This window comes from Streptomyces sp. NPDC127098 (assembly GCF_042722465.1).
In the GTDB taxonomy this organism is placed as follows: Bacteria; Actinomycetota; Actinomycetes; order Streptomycetales; family Streptomycetaceae; genus Streptomyces; species Streptomyces millisiae.
Map to the genome: position 1 here is coordinate 261,020 of NZ_JBHXFJ010000001.1, position 16,612 is coordinate 277,631.

At 75.1% G+C, this 16,612-nt stretch carries 14 protein-coding genes and 1 pseudogene; 10 read left to right on the forward strand and 5 right to left on the reverse strand.

What is annotated here, in order from left to right:
* Positions 1–30: 30 nt before the first annotated feature.
* Positions 31–1,037 (reverse strand): annotated as a pseudogene (locus ACFWI8_RS01140) (endonuclease/exonuclease/phosphatase family protein).
* A gap of 88 nt (positions 1,038–1,125) precedes the next feature.
* Between ACFWI8_RS01140 and vanR-Sc the strand changes: the two are divergent.
* The 7 genes from vanR-Sc to ACFWI8_RS01175 all read left to right on the forward strand — a co-directional run bounded on the left by vanR-Sc (position 1,126) and on the right by ACFWI8_RS01175 (position 9,986).
* Complete coding sequence (gene vanR-Sc, locus ACFWI8_RS01145; protein ID WP_387084174.1) at positions 1,126–1,821, forward strand: VanSc-type vancomycin resistance response regulator transcription factor VanR; 696 nt, start codon at positions 1,126–1,128, stop codon at positions 1,819–1,821.
* Entirely contained in the window at positions 1,814–2,935 is a 1,122-nt protein-coding gene (locus tag ACFWI8_RS01150; RefSeq protein ID WP_387084176.1) for a sensor histidine kinase, read from the forward strand. Before vanR-Sc ends, ACFWI8_RS01150 begins: the two co-directional genes overlap by 8 nt.
* Before the next feature lie 24 nt (positions 2,936–2,959).
* Complete coding sequence (locus ACFWI8_RS01155) at positions 2,960–4,759, forward strand: gamma-glutamyltransferase family protein (protein WP_387084178.1); 1,800 nt, start codon at positions 2,960–2,962, stop codon at positions 4,757–4,759.
* A 143-nt stretch (positions 4,760–4,902) separates the two neighbouring features.
* Positions 4,903–6,246: a hypothetical protein gene (locus ACFWI8_RS01160; protein ID WP_387084180.1), complete on the forward strand. Its 1,344-nt coding sequence runs from the start codon at positions 4,903–4,905 to the stop codon at positions 6,244–6,246.
* 43 nt (positions 6,247–6,289) lie between these two features.
* Positions 6,290–7,123 (forward strand): inositol monophosphatase family protein, encoded by an 834-nt coding sequence (locus ACFWI8_RS01165; protein WP_387084182.1) that lies wholly within the window; start codon positions 6,290–6,292, stop codon positions 7,121–7,123.
* A 132-nt stretch (positions 7,124–7,255) separates the two neighbouring features.
* The gene (locus ACFWI8_RS01170; protein WP_387084184.1) at positions 7,256–8,683 is read left to right on the forward strand and encodes a phytoene desaturase family protein; all 1,428 of its coding nucleotides are present in this window, start codon (positions 7,256–7,258) and stop codon (positions 8,681–8,683) included.
* A gap of 148 nt (positions 8,684–8,831) precedes the next feature.
* Positions 8,832–9,986, forward strand: a complete 1,155-nt coding sequence (locus ACFWI8_RS01175; RefSeq protein WP_387084186.1) for a glycerate kinase — start codon at positions 8,832–8,834, stop codon at positions 9,984–9,986.
* On the opposite strand, the gene ACFWI8_RS01180 is transcribed toward ACFWI8_RS01175, so the two are convergent.
* From ACFWI8_RS01180 to ACFWI8_RS01195, 4 genes are all read right to left on the reverse strand, one after another.
* Entirely contained in the window at positions 9,983–11,185 is a 1,203-nt protein-coding gene (locus tag ACFWI8_RS01180; protein ID WP_387084188.1) for a MalY/PatB family protein, read from the reverse strand. The two genes, ACFWI8_RS01175 and ACFWI8_RS01180, sit on opposite strands and share 4 nt — an antisense overlap.
* Before the next feature lie 108 nt (positions 11,186–11,293).
* Positions 11,294–11,860, reverse strand: coding sequence for a hypothetical protein (locus tag ACFWI8_RS01185; RefSeq protein ID WP_311602696.1), 567 nt, complete (start codon positions 11,858–11,860; stop codon positions 11,294–11,296).
* Positions 11,857–13,014 (reverse strand): ROK family glucokinase, encoded by a 1,158-nt coding sequence (locus ACFWI8_RS01190; RefSeq protein ID WP_387084189.1) that lies wholly within the window; start codon positions 13,012–13,014, stop codon positions 11,857–11,859. Before ACFWI8_RS01190 ends, ACFWI8_RS01185 begins: the two co-directional genes overlap by 4 nt.
* A 15-nt stretch (positions 13,015–13,029) precedes the next feature.
* A complete protein-coding gene (locus tag ACFWI8_RS01195) occupies positions 13,030–14,034 on the reverse strand; it encodes an ABC transporter ATP-binding protein (protein WP_387084191.1) in 1,005 nt (334 codons plus the stop codon).
* A 366-nt stretch (positions 14,035–14,400) separates the two neighbouring features.
* On the opposite strand from ACFWI8_RS01195, the gene ACFWI8_RS01200 reads away from it, so the two are divergent.
* Genes ACFWI8_RS01200 through ACFWI8_RS01210 form a run of 3 tightly spaced genes read left to right on the forward strand, consistent with a single transcriptional unit; the run spans position 14,401 to position 16,612 of the window.
* Positions 14,401–15,435, forward strand: coding sequence for a LacI family DNA-binding transcriptional regulator (locus ACFWI8_RS01200; protein ID WP_387084193.1), 1,035 nt, complete (start codon positions 14,401–14,403; stop codon positions 15,433–15,435).
* A 44-nt stretch (positions 15,436–15,479) separates the two neighbouring features.
* Positions 15,480–16,436, forward strand: coding sequence for an amidase family protein (locus tag ACFWI8_RS01205; protein ID WP_387084195.1), 957 nt, complete (start codon positions 15,480–15,482; stop codon positions 16,434–16,436).
* Positions 16,343–16,612: an amidase family protein gene (locus ACFWI8_RS01210; RefSeq protein WP_387084197.1), complete on the forward strand. Its 270-nt coding sequence runs from the start codon at positions 16,343–16,345 to the stop codon at positions 16,610–16,612. The genes ACFWI8_RS01205 and ACFWI8_RS01210 overlap by 94 nt, the downstream gene beginning before the upstream one ends.

The window sequence follows — 16,612 nt, forward strand, 5'->3', positions numbered from 1 at the left end:
GCCGACGATATGTTCCGGGCCCGGGCGGGTTCACCAGTTGATTCCGGCCGCCACCGGCCGGTGGTCGCTGCCGGTGGCGGGCATCGTCCACGCGCTTCTCGGCTGCACGCCGTGGACCAGGATCTGGTCGATCCGCGCCACCGGGAACCCCGCCGGCCAGCTGAAGCCGAACCCGTCCCCGGCCGCGTCCTGGACCGAGTCCAGCCGCGCGGCGATACCGGCGAGCCCGCGGTCGTCCAGGGTGCCGTTGAGGTCGCCGAGCAGCACCACCCGCTCGTTCCGCTCGGCGGCGACGGCCTCGCCGAGCAGCCGGGCGCCGGCGTCCCGGCTGGCCGTCCAGAAGCCGTTCCTGGGGAAGACCCGGACGGATCCCAGGTGCGCCACGTACACCGCCAGCGGTCCCCGGTCCGTGGCCACCGTGGTGCGCAGCGCCCGGACCGTGTCCATCCCGAGGTCAACCGGCCGGGTCTCGGAGAGCGGCAGCCTGCTCCACAGCCCGACCGTGCCCTCCACCGTGTGGTACGGGTACGTGTCGGCCAGCTCCTGCTCGTAGCTGCCCCTGGCCTGCGGGGTCAGCTCCTGCAGGGCCAGCAGGTCCGCTCCTGAGGCGGCCAGCTCGCGGGCGGTGCCCGCCGGGTCGGGGTTGTCGGCGTCGACGTTGTGGCTGACCAGGGTGAGGTCGTACGCCGGGTGGGACTTGTCGCCCAGCAGCCCGCGAAGAGGTTCAGCCAGACCACGGTCGGCAGCAGCAGGGCGGCCACCGCGGAGAGGGAGCGGCGCCAGAGCGCGGCGGCGAACAGCACGGGGACGAACACCCCGGACCACGGCAGGAAGGTCTCCAGCAGGCTGCCGAGGCCCGCGCGGTCCGTGATCCTCGCGTGCAGCAGCAGGAGCAGGCCGAGCAGCAGCGCCGCGGCCGCGAGGACCGGGCCGCGCTGCCAGGGTCCCGGTCCTGAGGCGGCCCGGATCGCCCGCCGGATGCCCGCCCGCCAAGCCCCGGCGCGGTGCGCCGGTGCCGATGGTGTGGTTCGTGCCATGCCGCCAGTCAAGGCGGCGCGGTGTTGCCGGCCGGTATGGGATTTTCGATATGCCGACGATATACGGCGGTCTCGTAGCATCGAGCGCATGCGTGTGTTGGTTGTCGAGGACGAACCCTTTCTGGCGGAGGCCATCCGCGATGGCCTCCGCCTGGAGGCGATCGCCGCCGACATCGCCGGGGACGGCGACACCGCGCTGGAACTGCTGGACGTCAACACCTACGACATCGCCGTCCTCGACCGCGACATCCCCGGACCTTCCGGTGACGAGATCGCGCAACGCATCGTCGCCTCCGGCAGCGGCATGCCGATCCTGATGCTCACCGCGGCCGACCGTCTCGACGACAAGGCCTCCGGGTTCGGACTCGGTGCCGACGACTACCTCACCAAGCCCTTCGAACTCCAGGAACTGGCGCTTCGGCTGAGGGCGCTCGACCGCAGACGCGCCCACAGCAGGCCCCCCGTGCGGGAGATCGCAGGACTGCGTCTCGACCCGTTCCGCAGGGAGGTCTACCGGGACGGCCGCTATGTCGCGCTCACCAGGAAACAGTTCGCCGTGCTGGAAGTCCTGGTCGCCGCCGAGGGCGGTGTCGTCTCCGCGGAAGAACTCCTGGAACGCGCGTGGGACGCGAACGCCGACCCGTTCACCAACGCCGTCCGCATCACCGTCTCGGCACTGCGTAAACGGCTCGGCGAACCCTGGATCATCGCCACCGTGCCGGGCGTCGGCTACCGAATCGACACGGGCATCGACACCATTCCCGACGGCGCAGGTCGTGAATAGACGCCCGGGGCTCAGTGCCCGACTGAAACTCACCGTCAGCTATGCCGGATTCCTTCTCCTCGCCGGCACCCTCCTGCTCGCCGTGATGTGGATATTCGTGCTGCGCTGGGTGCCGACGACCAACGACCCGCCACGCGAGGCCGGGGGCGACGCCGTGATCATCACCGGGCCCGACCGCGCCCAGCTGATGAGCGGCTTCATCCCCGCCACGGTCGCGGCACTCGCCTTCCTCCTCGTGTTCGGTCTCCTGGGAGGGTGGATCCTCGCCGGCCGGATGCTCGCCCCGCTCACCCGGATCGCGGACGCGGCACGACTGGCCTCGGACGGATCGCTGTCCCACCGGATCCGCATGGAGGGCCCCAGGGACGAGTTCCGCGAACTCGCCGACGGGTTCGACACCATGCTCGAACAACTCGAATCCCACGTCGCCGAACAGCAGAGGTTCGCGGCCAACGCCTCGCACGAGCTGCGTACCCCGCTGGCGATCTCGAAGGCGCTGCTCGACGTGGCCCGCACCGACCCGGACCACGACGTCGGCGAACTCGTCGACCGCCTCCGCACCGTCAACGCCCGCGCGATCGACCTCACCGAGGCGCTGCTGCTGCTCAGCCGCGCCGACCAGCGGTCCTTCGACCGGGAACACGTCGATCTGTCCCTCATGGCGGAAGAGGCCACCGAAACGCTCCTCCCCCTCGCGGAGAAGCACGGCGTCACCGTCGAGACCCGCGGCGACGCCGCGCCCACGGTCGGCTCGCCGTCGCTCCTGCTGCAGCTGACCACGAACCTCGTGCACAACGCCATCGTCCACAACCTGCCCGAGCGGGGCACCGTGTGGGTCAGCACCGGGGTCCGCCCCGGGACGGCGGTGCTCACCGTCGAGAACACCGGCGAGCAGCTCACCCCGGAGCTGGTCTCGACGCTCACCGAACCGTTCCGGCGCGGCACGGAACGCATCCGCACCGATCACGCGGGGGTCGGCCTCGGCCTGGCGATCGCCCAGAGCATCACCCGCGCACACGGCGGGACACTCGGCCTCGCCCCGCGCCCCGACGGCGGGATCCGCGTCACCGTCGCACTCCCCGCGAGCGGCGTTCGACACCCTCGTCGCCCTTAGTGCGAAAAGCGTATGCTCCGCCGCATGTTCACCACGCGTCCCACCCTGCAGGGCACCTTCGGCATGGTATCCAGCACCCACTGGCTCGCCTCCCAGTCGGCGATGGCCGTACTGGAACGGGGCGGCAACGCCTTCGACGCGGCGGTGACCGCCGGGTTCGTGCTGCACGTCGTCGAGCCGCACCTCAACGGGCCGGCGGGGGACGTGCCGATCATCCTGGCGCCGGCGGGTGGCGAGGTGCGGGTGCTGTGCGGGCAGGGGCCCGCGCCGGCGGGGGCCACCATCGAGCACTACCGGGGGCTCGGCCTCGACCTGGTGCCCGGCACCGGTCCGCTGGCCGCCGTGGTGCCCGGCGCGTTCGACGCCTGGCTGACGCTGCTGCGCGACCACGGCACCTTCGAGCTCGCCGAGGTGCTGGCCTACGCCATCGGCTACGCGGAGCACGGCCACCCGGCGGTGGAGCGGATCGGGGCCACGGTGGAGAGCGTGCGCGAGCTGTTCGAGACCGAGTGGACCTCCTCGGCCGAGATCTACCTGCCCGGGGGGCGCTCACCGGCACCCGGCGCGCTGTTGCGCAACCCGGCGCTCGCGGCCACCTGGCGCCGGGTGCTGCGGGAGGCGGGCGCGACGACCGGCAGCCGGGAGGGCAGGATCGACGCCGCCCGGCGGGTATGGCGCGAGGGCTTCGTCGGCGAGGCGATCGCGGCGCACGCGGCCACCCCGGCCATGGACTCCTCTGGCGAGCGGCACGCCGGGGTGCTGACCGGCGAGGACCTGGCCGGCTGGTCGGCCGGCTACGAGGAGCCGGTGCGCTACGAGTGGCGCGGCTGGACGGTCTGCAAGGCCGGGCCCTGGAGCCAGGGGCCGGTGCTGCCGCAGCAGCTCGCCCTGCTCGACGACGGGATCGACGCCGACGCGTACGGAACGCCGGAGTACCTGCACACCCTCATCGAGGGGAGCAAGCTTGCCATGGCGGATCGGGAGGCCTGGTACGGCGATGCCGCGCCGGTGCCGCTGGACGAGCTGCTGTCGGCCGGGTACAACGCGGAGCGGCGGGCGTTGATCGGCGCGTCGGCCTCGGACGAGCTGCGGCCCGGCAGCCCGGGCGGGCGGACCCCCGCGATCAGCACGCTCGCCGGCCGGACGGCCGACGAGCTGCCGCAGGCGCCGGGCGCGATCTCCGGGGTCGGCGAGCCGACGGTGGCGCGCACCGGGGAGACCAGGGGCGACACCTGCCACGTGGACGTGGTGGACCGCTGGGGCAACATGGTGAGCGCCACGCCGAGCGGCGGCTGGCTGCAGTCGAGCCCGGTGATCCCGGAGCTCGGCTTCCCGCTCGGCACCCGGCTCCAGATGACCTGGCTGGAGGAGGGGCTGCCCTCCTCGCTCACGCCGGGGCGGCGGCCGCGCACCACGCTCAGCCCCTCGCTCGCGCTGCGTGGCGGGGAGCCGGTGCTGGCCTTCGGCACGCCGGGCGGCGACCAGCAGGACCAGTGGCAGCTGCACTTCTTCCTCGCCGCGGCGCTGCGCCCCGCGGTGCGCGGCGGACTCGACCTGCAGGGCGCGATCGACGCCCCCAACTGGCACCAGGACAGCTTCCCCAGCTCGTTCTACCCGCGCGGCACCCAGCCGGGGAGCGTCACCGTCGAGGGCAGGTTCGACGAGGCGACCGTGGCCGAACTGCGGCGCCGCGGACATCTGGTGACGGTGGCCGAGCCCTGGTCGGTCGGGCGGCTCTGCGCGGTGGCCCGCGACCCGGAGTCCGGGACGCTGTCGGCGGCGGCCAACCCGAGGGGGATGCAAGGTTACGCCGTCGGTCGTTGACCCACGGGGGTCGCTGGCGCGTTCGACACCGATTCGACAACGGGCGAAGACCGAAAAGAGAAGGTCGAAAACTCCCCGTAGCCGTTCGGAAACAGAAGTCGTAACATGGCTTGGCTTCAGTTACCGGCATGGCAGGTGTCCCCATGGCTCAGGAACTGACCGCTCGGCTTGCCGAGTTCACGGCGGCACTGCGGAGGGTCACGGAGACTCTCGATCCGGAGTCCGGCTGGTTCGCCGCCTTCGCGCGGCGCAGCGGACCCGAGTTGACGGAGTGGTTGGCGGGGCGTGCCCTGCCGCCGTGGGACGCGGTGGCGGACCTCCTCCAGGATCTCGCCTCCCGGCACGGCGCGGAGGCGGCGGAGAGCGCGGCCCGGCAGCTGCGTGGCGGCTACGAGGCCGCCGCCAGGGCGCAGGACGCGTTGCCCGGCGCCCACGAGTCGTTGACCGGGCGGCTGGCCGACCTGGATCGCTCGGAGCGTCAACTACGGGCCCAGCAGCGGAAGTTGGTGGTGGCTGAGGACGACGCGAAGCGGGCCGGGCAGGCCAGGGAGGCCGAGCGGCTCGCCGCGCTGCGGATGTGGGCGCAGGACGACGAGGAGCGGGTCGTGGCGCGCCGGGCCGAGCTGCGGGCGCGGCTCGCGGCGCTGATGGACCGGCGGGCGGCGGAGGCCAGGTCCCCGGAGTCCACGCCGCCACGCAAGCCGGCGCGCAAGCCCAGGGGCGCGCGGTTCGCCGGCATCGAGGAGACGCCGCCGCCCCCGGCTGAGCCCCCGCGGGTCCCCCGGCAGGCCGCCGGGCCGCCGGCGGCCACACCCCCGCCGACCGCGCCGCTGCCGAGCGGCTCGCGGTTCGCCGGCGCGCTGCGGGAGACCAGGCGGGAGGCGCGCCAGGGGCCGCCACCGGAGGTGCGGCAGGAGGCGCGGCCGGAGTCGCCGCGGGAGCGCCAGGAGCGGCTCGCCGCCGAGGAGTACCGGGTCGCGCTCGACGCCGTCGAGCGGCTGCGGAAGCTGCGCGCCGACGGCCAGAGCGGGGTGGCGCACGTGCTGCTCTCCGAGGCGGCCGGCGGTCCCGCCAGCCGAATGCCGTTGCTGCTGGCCGAGTTGGAGCGGGCCGGGATGGCGTCCGACGCGGCGACGCTGCTGTGGGAGGCCGCCTCACTGCCGCCCGGGCCGCTGGCGGCCGTGGCCGAGGCGCTGGCCGCCTCCGGCCGCCACCGCGACTGCGAGCAGCTGCTGCGCCAGGGCGCGGCCCGCCCGGCGCCCGAGGCCGGCACGATCGCCGCCGAGCTGGCCAGGACCGGCCGGGCGGACGAGGCGGTGACGCTGCTGACGGCGCTGGTGCGGGCCAGGACGGCGGAGGAGGCGGCGCGGGCCGCGACGCAGGACCCCCGGGTGGTGGCCCCGCTGCTGCTCGACGCGGCCCGCCGGGTCTCGCCCAGCCACCACTACGCGATCACCAGCGAGCTGCGCCGCGCCGGTGTCGCATAAGCCCAGGTGACGGGGGTGGCCGGCCGCGTGCTTAGCTGAGGTCATGATTGACGAGCAGCTGGTGGCGAGGGTGGAGAAGGCCGTGCGGGCGGCCGCCGACGACGAGGTGATGCCGCGCTGGCGCCGGCTCGCCGCGCACGAGGTCTCCGTGAAGGCGGGGCCGCACGACCTGGTGACGGTCGCCGACCGCGCCGCCGAGCGCCGGCTGACCGAGGAGCTGGTGCGGCTGCTGCCGGGCTCGGTGGTGGTGGGCGAGGAGGCGGTCCACGAGGACCCCACGGTCTACGGCGCGCTGGCCGGCGACGCCCCGGTGTGGATCGTCGACCCGATCGACGGCACCCGGCAGTTCGTGCGCGGCGAGCCCGGCTTCTGCGTCCTGGTCGCCCTGGTGCACCGGGGGCGGCCGCTGGCCTCCTGGACCTACGCGCCGGCGCGCGAGCAGCTGGCGTACGCCCGCCGCGGCGCCGGCGCCACGCTCAACGGCCGTCCCCTGCGGTCCGGCGCGCCGCGCGCCGACAAGGTCCTCGAAGTGGCGGCCTCGCACCCCGACTTCACCACGGACGACCAGAAGCGCGCCCTGTCAGGGCTGTGGGCGGACGGGGTGGCGCCGCGGGCCTGTGGCTCGGCCGGCCTGGAGTACCTGGCGGTCGCGCGCGGCCTGCTGGACGCCGTGGCGTTCTCCTGGGAGCTGGCCTGGGACCACGCGGCCGGCCTGCTGCTGGTGACCGAGGCGGGCGGCAGCCACCTGACCCTCGCCGACCGACCGTTCGACATCGCCGGCGGCAACGCGCTGCCGTTCACCGCGGCCAGGGACGAGGCCACGGCCCGCCGGGTACTCGCCCTCCTCACCGGCCCGACGCCGGACGGTGCCGCCTGACGACCCCCCGCCGGGCGCCGCGCCGATGGCCACGGCCGCCCGAACCGCGCCCCGGCCGGCCGCGTATCCTCGGTCCCCCGGGGCCGGCCGGGCGGACGACCGGGCCGGTCCTCAGCGGTGAGGGGAGCCGTAGTGCCGACGTTGCGTGACGTGGTCGTGGTGGGTGCCGGGCCCAACGGGCTGACCGCCGCCGTGGAGTTGGCCAGACGCGGGATGTCGGTCGAGGTCTTCGAGGCGAAGGAGACCGTCGGGGGCGGCGCCCGCACCGAGGAGTTGACGCTCCCCGGCTTCCGGCACGACCCGTGCTCCGCCGCGCATCCGATGGGCGTCGGCTCGCCGGCGTTCTCCCGGATGCCGCTCGAACGGTACGGGCTGCGCTGGCTGCACGCCGAACTGCCGCTCGCCCATCCCTTCCCCGACGGGACCGCCGCGGTGCTGGCGCGCTCGGTCGGCGAGACGGCGGCCTCCTTCGGGCCACGGGACGCGGGTGCCTACCGACGCCTGGTGGCGCCGTACCTCGGCCGCTGGGACTCGCTGGTCGGGGACTTCCTCAAGGTCCCGTGGGACGGGCTGCCGCGCGACCCGGTGACGCTCGGCCGGTTCGGCCTCACGGGTCTGCCGCCGATCTCGTGGCTGACCAGGCGGTTCCGGGACGACCGGGCGCGGGCGCTGCTGACCGGCCTGGCGGCGCACGTGATCTCGCCGACGAGCACCCCGGCGACCAGCGCCATCGCGCTGGTCTTCGCGTTGGCCGCGCACGAGCGCGGCTGGCCGATCGCGCGGGGCGGCTCGCAGGCCATCTCCGACGCGCTGGCCGCCTATCTGCGGGACCTCGGCGGAACCATCCACACCGGCGTGGAGGTGCGGCGGCTCGACGAGCTGCCGCCGGCGCGGGCCTACGTCTTCGACACCTCGCCGTCCGCGCTGGCCAGGATCGCGGGCCTCGGGCGGGCGTTCCGGGGCTTCCGGCACGGCGCCGCCGCCTTCAAGATCGACTACGCGCTGGACGGCCCCATGCCGTGGACGGCGTCCGAGGCGTGGCGGGCCGGGACCGTGCACATCGGCCCGTCGAGCGGCGAGATCGCCACGGCGCTGCGCTCGGCCTCGGTGCGCGGCCAGGCGCCGGACCGACCGTTCCTGATCACCTCCCAGCCGACGCTGATCGACCCGGGTCGGGCCCCGGAGGGCAAGCACGTGCTGTGGGTCTACGGCCATGTGCCGGCCGGCTGGGACGGCGACCTGACCGAGGCCATCGAGCGGCAGCTCGACCGGTTCGCGCCGGGCTTCCGCGACCTGGTGCTGGCCCGGGCGGTGGCCGGGCCGAAGGAGTTGGCCCGGCGGAACGCCAACTACGTGGACGGCGACATCAACTGCGGCGCGTTCCGCGGCCTGCAGACCATGTTCCGGCCACGGCTGGCGTGGTCCCCGCACTCCACCCCGCACCCGGCGGTCTTCCTGTGCTCCCAGGCCACCTGGCCGGGGCCGGGCGTGCACGGCATGTCGGGGCACAACGCGGCGAAGGCGGTGTGGCGGCGGCTGGGGATGAACACCCCCGTCTGAGCGGGCGCCTGACCGCCGGGGTGGCGTTCGTCGCACCCGCCGGCCATGGATCGGGACAGCGTGGCCGGATAGGGTCGGGGCCGCTTGGGCTGTTCCATTCGCGACGCAACCGCAACGAACGCAACCGCAACGACCACAGGGGCCGGAGATGACGGACACGGGGACCGGGCGCGTGCTGATCGCCGCTGACAAGTTCAAGGGATCGCTCACCGCGGCCGAGGTGGCCGAGCACGTGGCGGCCGGGATCCACGCCGTCCGGCCGGGCGTCGTGGTCGAGGCGCTGCCGGTGGCCGACGGTGGCGACGGCACGGTGGACGCAGCGGTGGCCGGCGGTTTCACGCCACGCGAGGTGACCGTCACCGGGCCGCTCGGGCTGCCGGTCGACGCCTCGTTCGCGCTGCGCGGCGACACGGCCGTGATCGAGATGGCGCAGGCCTCCGGGCTGCGGCTGCTGCCGCCGTTCACCTTCGCGCCGCTCACCGCGACCACGTACGGCACGGGCGAGTTGATCACGGCGGCCCTCGACGCCGGGGCGCGCACGGTCGTGCTGGGCGTGGGCGGCTCGGCGACCACGGACGGCGGCGCCGGCATGCTGACAGCGCTCGGCGCCCGGCTGCTGGACGAGGACGGCGACCCGCTGCCGCAGGGCGGCGGCCCGCTGCGGGAGTTGGCCACCATGGACCTCTCCCGGCTCGACCCGCGGCTGAAGGACACGGAGTTCGTGCTGGCCAGCGACGTGGACAACCCGCTGACCGGGCCGCGCGGCGCCGCCGCCGTCTACGGGCCGCAGAAGGGCGCCGACCCGATGGACGTGGAGGCGCTGGACGCGGCGCTCGCCCACTTCGCGCGGGTGCTGGAGCGCACCGAGGGCGGGCGGGCCGCCGAGTACGCCGCCGCGCCGGGCGCGGGCGCCGCCGGCGGCATCGGCTTCGGCGCGCTGATCGGTCTGGGGGCCGTCTTCCGTCCCGGCATCGAGGTCATGCTGGAGCTGCTGGGCTTCGAACGGGCGCTGGCCCAGGCCGAGTTGGTGATCACCGGCGAGGGTTCGCTGGACGAGCAGACCCTGCACGGCAAGGCGCCGGCCGGCGTGGCCGCCGCCGCCAGGGCCGCGGGACGGCCCGTGGTGGCGGTCTGCGGCCGGCTCGCCATCGACGAGCCGGCCCTGCGGGCCGCCGGCATCGAGGCCGCCTACCCCCTGACCGACCTGGAGCCTGACCCACGCCGCTGCATCGCCGAGGCGGGCCCGCTGCTGGAGCGGGTCGCCAGGCGGCTGGCCGAGGAACGGCTGGCGCCGACGGCCTAGGCCGACCCGTCCCGGAGGCCGGCGACGGCCGCGGCCATCCGCTGGACCGCCTCGGTCAGGACGGTCGGGGAGGTGGCCAGGTTGAGCCGCACGTGGCCGGCGCCGCCGGTGCCGAAGTCGGTGCCCGCGTTGAGCGCGACGCGGGCCCGGTCCAGGAAGAACGCCGCCGGCTCGTGGTCAGGACCGAGCTCCCGGCAGTCGAGCCAGGCCAGGTAGGTCGCCTCGGCGGGCCGGTGGCGGATCGCCGGCAGCGACTCGGCGAGCAGCCGGTCCAGCAGCCGGCGGTTCTCGGCGAGCCCGGCGAGCAGCGCGTCCAGCCAGTCGCCGCCGTCCCGCAGCGCGGCGGTGTGGGCGAGCACGCCCACGTGGCTCGGCCCGTGCGTCACCTCCTCCGGCATCCGCGCCAGGTCGGCGGCGGCCGCCGGGCCGGCGACGGCGAGCGCGGCCTTGAGCCCGGCCAGGTTCCAGCCCTTGGACGCGGACATCAGGGACAGGCCGTGCTCGCCGCCCGGCACGCTCAGATACGGCACGAAGCGGGCGCTCGGGGCGGTGAGCGGCGCGTGGATCTCGTCGGCGACCACCCGCACCCCGTGCCGGTCGGCCAGCGCCGCGACCGCCGTCAGCTCCTCGGCGGTGTGCACGGTGCCGGTCGGGTTCTGCGGGTTGCACAGCAGCAGCGCGGCCCGCCGCCCGCCGGCGGTCGACCGCGCGAAGGCGTCCTCGATCGCGCCGAGGTCGAGCCGTCCCTCCGGGCCGAGCGGCGCCTCGACCACCCGCCGGTCCATGCTGCGCACGAACATGTAGAACGGCGGGTACACCGGCGAGTTGACCACCACCGCGTCGCCGGGGTCGGTCACCAGCCTCAGCATCTCGACGACGCCGAGCATCACGTCCGGCACGACGGACGTGCGCTCCACGGCGAGGCCGTCCCACCCCCAGCGTTCGCTCGCGAAGCCGGCCAGCGCCTCGGCGTAGGCCGTGCCCACCGGATAGCCGGTGTCGCCGCGCGCCACCGCGTCCACGACGGCCCGCGCGACCGGCTCGGCGAGCGGCACGTCCATCTCGGCCACCCACAGCGGCAGCACGTCCGCCGGGTAGGTGCGCCACTTCATGCTGGTGCGCCGTCGCAGCTCGTCCAGGCCGAGCTGGCGGAGCGGGTCGGGGTGGGCGGTTCCGGCTATGAGGGGCGTGTCGTTCATGCGGGCAGGATAGGCATGTCCCGCCAGCTCAGGCCCCTCCCGCAACCCGTCCGGCCGGGTGCCCGAGTAGTGGCGCTCCCCCACCTCGTCGGGGTCGCCAGGACCGCGTCAGGGCTCGGTCGTCGAGACCACGAACAGCCGGGGACGCTCCTCGCGGGTGAGGTCGACGGTCACGGACACCTCCGGTTCGGCGCCCGACTGGTGGATCACGGTCCCGGCGAACACCCGGGACGGGTCGTCGAAGTTCCAGCCGACCGTGTCCGCCTCGGCCCGGCTGATGGTGACGCCCTCCTCCAGATCGCCGTAGTCGGCGCCCAACTCCTCAAGGAAGCCACTCAGTTGCCCTGGAGAACACCGGAACTCGACATACATGGTGCTCCGCTCCCACGAGTTGGTCTCGTAGTAACCGACGTAGGCCGCGCCCTCCGGGATGGGGATGTCGTAGATCCGGCGGCTGACCTTGCTCGGCCACTCGTAGATCAGCGCCCGCGCCGACGCCGTGCGCGCCTTGTCCTCGCCGCTGTCACGGCTCTGGTAGGCGGAGAGCGCCAGATAGCCGGCCGGGATGGCGATCAGCAGGAAGACGGTGACGAACGCGAGCCAGCGGTGGCGGGGCCGGTGCGGCGGTCGCTGAGGGCCGGCGGGCGCGGTGGTGGGGGTGACGGTGCTGGTCATGGTCTGGCCGTCCGTCCCCTCGGGGTGAGCAGGTCGAAACCGGTGCGGTGGTGCACCCGCTCGGCGCGCGCCGCGCGGCGGCGGTTGGCGCGGCGGAAGCGGCGGGCGATCAGCCGGGCCAGGTCGGCGGCGCCGACCATGCCGGCCTCGGCGCCGAGCTCGGCCCGGACGATCTTCGCCTCGGGGCGGTAGCCGCGGCCGGTCAGCTGGCGCCTGAACGCCTCCCTGGCCGGCCGGATCAGCAGGTCGTCGGCGTCGCTGACGCCGCCGCCGATCACGAAGCAGGCCGGGTCGAGCGCGGCGGCCAGGTTGGCGATGCCGACGCCGAGCCAGCGGCCGACGTCCTCCAGCAGCTCGACGCACATGGCGTCGCCCTCGCGCGCCAGGTCGCTGATCAGCGGCCCCGTGATGTCGGCGATCTGGCCGTCCACCCGGTCCAGGGTGCGCTGGGCCACCGGCGAGTCGGCGGCGGCCAGCTCGCGGGCCTCGCGCACCAGCGCGTTGCCCGAGCTGTACTGCTCCCAGCAGCCGCGGTTGCCGCACGGGCAGCGGTGGCCGCCGGGCACCACCTGCATGTGGCCGAACTCCCCGGCCACCCCGTAGGCGCCCCGCTTGACCTTGCCGCCCTCCAGTATGGCGCCGCCGATCCCGGTGCCGAGCGTGATCATGACCAGGTGGTCGGCGCCCCGGCCGGCGCCGAACCGCCACTCGCCCCAGGCGGCGGCGTTGGCGTCGTTGTCCACCAGGACCGGCACCGCGAGCCGGGCGGCGAGGGCGTCGCGCAGCGGCTCGTTGCGCCAGGCCAGGTGGGGGGCGAAGAGCACCCGGGAGCGGTCGGCGTCCACCCAGCCGGCGGCGCCGATGCCGACGGCGTGCACGTCGTGCCGGTCGGAGAGGTCGAGGACCAGCTCGGTGATGGTGTCCTCCACCACCTTGGGGCTCTTCGACTTGTCCGGGGTCTCGGTGCGCAGCCGCTCGAGCACCGTGCCGTCGGCGTCCACCACCCCCGCCATCACCTTGGTGCCGCCGATGTCGATGCCCACCGTCGGCACCCGGGGGGCCGAGGCGGGCGAGCGGCGCTCACGCGTGGCGATGGCGCGCTGCACGGTCGTCCGCGCCGTCCGGCGGTTCACTCGCTCACGGTAGGTACTCATCGGCTCGATTGTGCCTCACGCCGCTGACGGGCCGCCCTCCGGCGCCGGTCTTCCGGCCGCCCGTCCTGGCGGCCGGCCACGGCGCCGGTGGTCGACGGTCGGGCCCGCCACGTCCGGGGTGGTCGTCACCGCGGTGCGCTCCGCTCCGGGTGCGGGGCGTGCGGGTGGCAGGCGGCCGTCCACGGGCGGGTCGGGGAAGGAGCGCGGCAGGCCGCGGGGGTAGGGGTGCGCGGCGCCGCGCGCGATGCGGGCGGTGGGCGCGTGCCCCACGACGCGCCCGGCGTGCATCACGGCGATCCGGTCGCTGAGTTCGAGCAGCGGGGTGAGGTCGTGGGTGACGAGGACGACGCTGAAGCCGAACCGGTCGCGCAGTCCGACGATCTCGTCCAGGATCTCGCGCTGGGCGACGAGGTCGAGGGCGGTGGTCGGCTCGTCCATGATGACGACCTCGGGATCGAGGGCGAGGGCCATGGCGATGACGACGCGCTGCCGCGTGCCGCCGGACAGCTCGTGCGGGTGGCCGCGCGCCAGCTCCGGGTCGACGCCGACGGTGGCCAGCAGCTCGCGGGCGCGCTCCCGGCGTTCACCGGCGGCCATCCGGGGGCGGTGGGCACGGAAGATGTCGTCGAACTGCCTGCCGACGGTGGTGACGGGGTTGAGGGCGTTCATGGCGCTCTGGAAGACCATGGAGAGCCGGTTCCGGCGGAAGGCGCGCAACTCCTCGCCGCGCAGCGCGGTGAGGTCGGTCTCGACCGCGTCCCGGCCGTGGAAGGTGACGCGGCCGCGGGTGAGCCTGGCGGGCGGGCGCAGCGTCCGGCCGATGGCGTGGGCGAGGGTGGACTTGCCGCATCCCGGCTCGCCGGCGATGCCGAGGATCTCGCCGCGGCGCAGTTCGAGGCTGACGTCGCGGACGGCGTGCAGCGGGCGTTCGCCGTCGTAGACGACGTCGAGGTGCTCGGCGCGCAGCACGACGTCGGTCGCGTGCTCGGCGTCGGGCCCGGTCATGGTCGGCTGGCTCATCGGGCGCGCTCCTTACCGGACGTGCGGCTCGACGACCACCGTGCCGCGGCCGCCCGGCGGGCCCCTACGATGCTCGGTACGGTCATGAGGACTCCCCGATGCTCGGCTGGCCTTGCTCGGCTGGCTCGTGCCGCGCGGTACGCGTGGACGGGAGGCGCGGCGCGGCCTGAAGGTGGGGCGGGTGGATCTGGTGGCGCGTGGACCTGACGACGGATCCGAGACGGCGCGTCGTGGCAGGAAATTAAGGCCGTCGATTACCGGGTGTCAATGCCACCTCGGCGTCCCGTCACGGTTTGTTCGCATGCCGAGCTGAACCGGATTAGTGGACGGCCTGGTGAATACCGTTCCGGAGCAGGGGATGTGGAGATGGTGAAACGTCCCACCATGCAGGACATAGCGCGGCGGGCCGGCGTCACCAAGGCTGCCGTGTCCTTCGCGCTCAACGGCAGGCCCGGGGTGTCCGAGCCGACCAGGCGGCGGATCCTGGCCATCGCGGACGAGCTCGGCTGGCAGCCGAGCAGCGTCGCCCGCGCCCTCTCCGACGGCCGGGCCGGCAGCTTCGGCCTCGTGATCGACCGGCCGGCCCGCACGCTGGGCCTGGAACCGTTCTTCATGCAGCTGATCTCCGGCATCCAGGCCGAACTGGTCCGCCACACCACGCCGTTGCTGCTCACCATGGCCGAGGACCAGGCCGCCGAGATCGCCCTCTACCGGGACTGGTGGGCGCGGCGCCTGGTGGACGGGGTGTTCGTCGTCGACCTCCAGGTGGGCGACGCGCGGGTGCCGGTGCTCGAGGAGCTCGGCATGCCGGCCGTGGTGCTGGGCGCGCCGCTGGGCACCGGCTCGCTGCCCGCCGTGTGGAGCGACGAGGCGGCGGCGGTGGCCACGGTCGTCTCCCACCTGCGTCAGCTCGGGCACCGGCGGATCGCGCGGGTGGCGGGGCCCGCGCGGCTGCGGCACACCTGGGTCCGCACCACGGCGTTCGAGCGGGCCACGCGGGGCGCGGGCATGGTGGGCCGCACCGTGGAGACCGACTACAGCGGCGAGCGTGGCGCGGCCGCCACCGCCGAGCTGCTGCGCGACGACCCGGCCACGCGGCCCACCGCGATCCTCTACGACAACGACGTGATGGCCCTGTCCGGCCTCACGGCCGCGCGGGGCCTCGGGCTCGCGGTGCCGGCCGACCTGTCGATCGTGGCCTGGGACGACTCGGCGCTGTGCGAGCTGGTCGACCCGCCGCTGACCGCGCTGAGCCGGGACATCCGCGGCTACGGCGCGCACGCGGCGCGGCGCCTGCGGGAGGCGGCCGGCGGCGCCCCGGTGGGCGACCTGCAGGACGCGGCGCCCTCCCTGACGCTGCGCCGCTCGACGGGGCCGGCGCCCGGCGGGCTCGGCGGGTAAACCGGTTCAGGTCGGGCATCGCGAGAAGGAACGGAGGGCGTTGGGTGAACGACGAGGAGTACTGCTCCCTGGGCGCGACCGACATCGCCACCGCGGTGTGTTCCGGCGAACTCCTGGCGGTCGACGTGGTGGCCGCCGCGCTGCGGCGGATCGCCGAACTCGACGGCGGGCTACGGGCGTTCACCGAGGTGTGGCGGGCGGCCGCGCTGGCGGACGCCCGGGCCGTGGACGTGGCGGTGCGGCGTGGTGGTCGGCCGCCGCTGGCCGGGGTGCCGATCGCGGTGAAGGCCACGGAGGGGCGCGGGTCCGAGCAGAGCCGGCGGCTGGTGGCGGCCGGCTGCGTGCCGGTGGGCGCCACCGCCGTGCCGGGGCCCGGCACGGCGTGGCGGACCTGGGGCGTGACGGGCCGTGGGCGGACGCGTAACCCGTGGCTGCCCGACCGCTCCCCCGGCGGCTCGTCGGCCGGCTCGGCGGTGGCCGTCGCCGCCGGCATGGTGCCGCTGGCCACCGGTAGCGACGGCGCCGGCTCGGTCCGGATCCCGGCCGCCTGGTGCGGCGTCATCGGCCTCAAGCCGACCAACGGCCGCCTGCCGGCCCGCGACCGGGCGGGGCTCAACGTCGGCGGCCCGCTGGCCCGGCGGGCCGCCGACGCCGCGGCCTGGCTGCGGGCGGTGGCGGGCCCGGTGCCGCCGGCCGCCGACCGCCCGGCGCGGGTCGTCTGGTCACCGACTCTCGGCTTCGCCGACCCCGACTCGGCGGTGGCGGAGGTGGCGCACGCCGCGCTCCGCGCGCTTCCGGGTCTTGTCCGGTCGAGGTGCCGGTGCGGCTGCGCGACCCGGGTCCGGCCTGGGCCGCCCTGCGCGCCGGCGGCGGCGACCGGGCCCTCAACGACGCGGCGCTCGCCTCGTTGTTCGCCGCCGTCGACCTGCTGGCCACCCCCACCACGCCCAACCGGCCCCACGGCCACCACGGCCCGGGTCCTGTCGTGTCGGCCGCCCTGACCTGGGCGTTCAACCTCAGCGGCCACCCCGCCGTCACCCTGCCCGCCGGCCGCACGCCGGACGGCGCGCCGGTCGGGCTCCAGCTGGTGGCGCGCCACGGCGAGGAGGCGTTGTTGCTCACGCTGGCGCGAAACGCCCCGCCGCTCCCCTTCCCTCCCCGACCCGCCCTCCGTTGA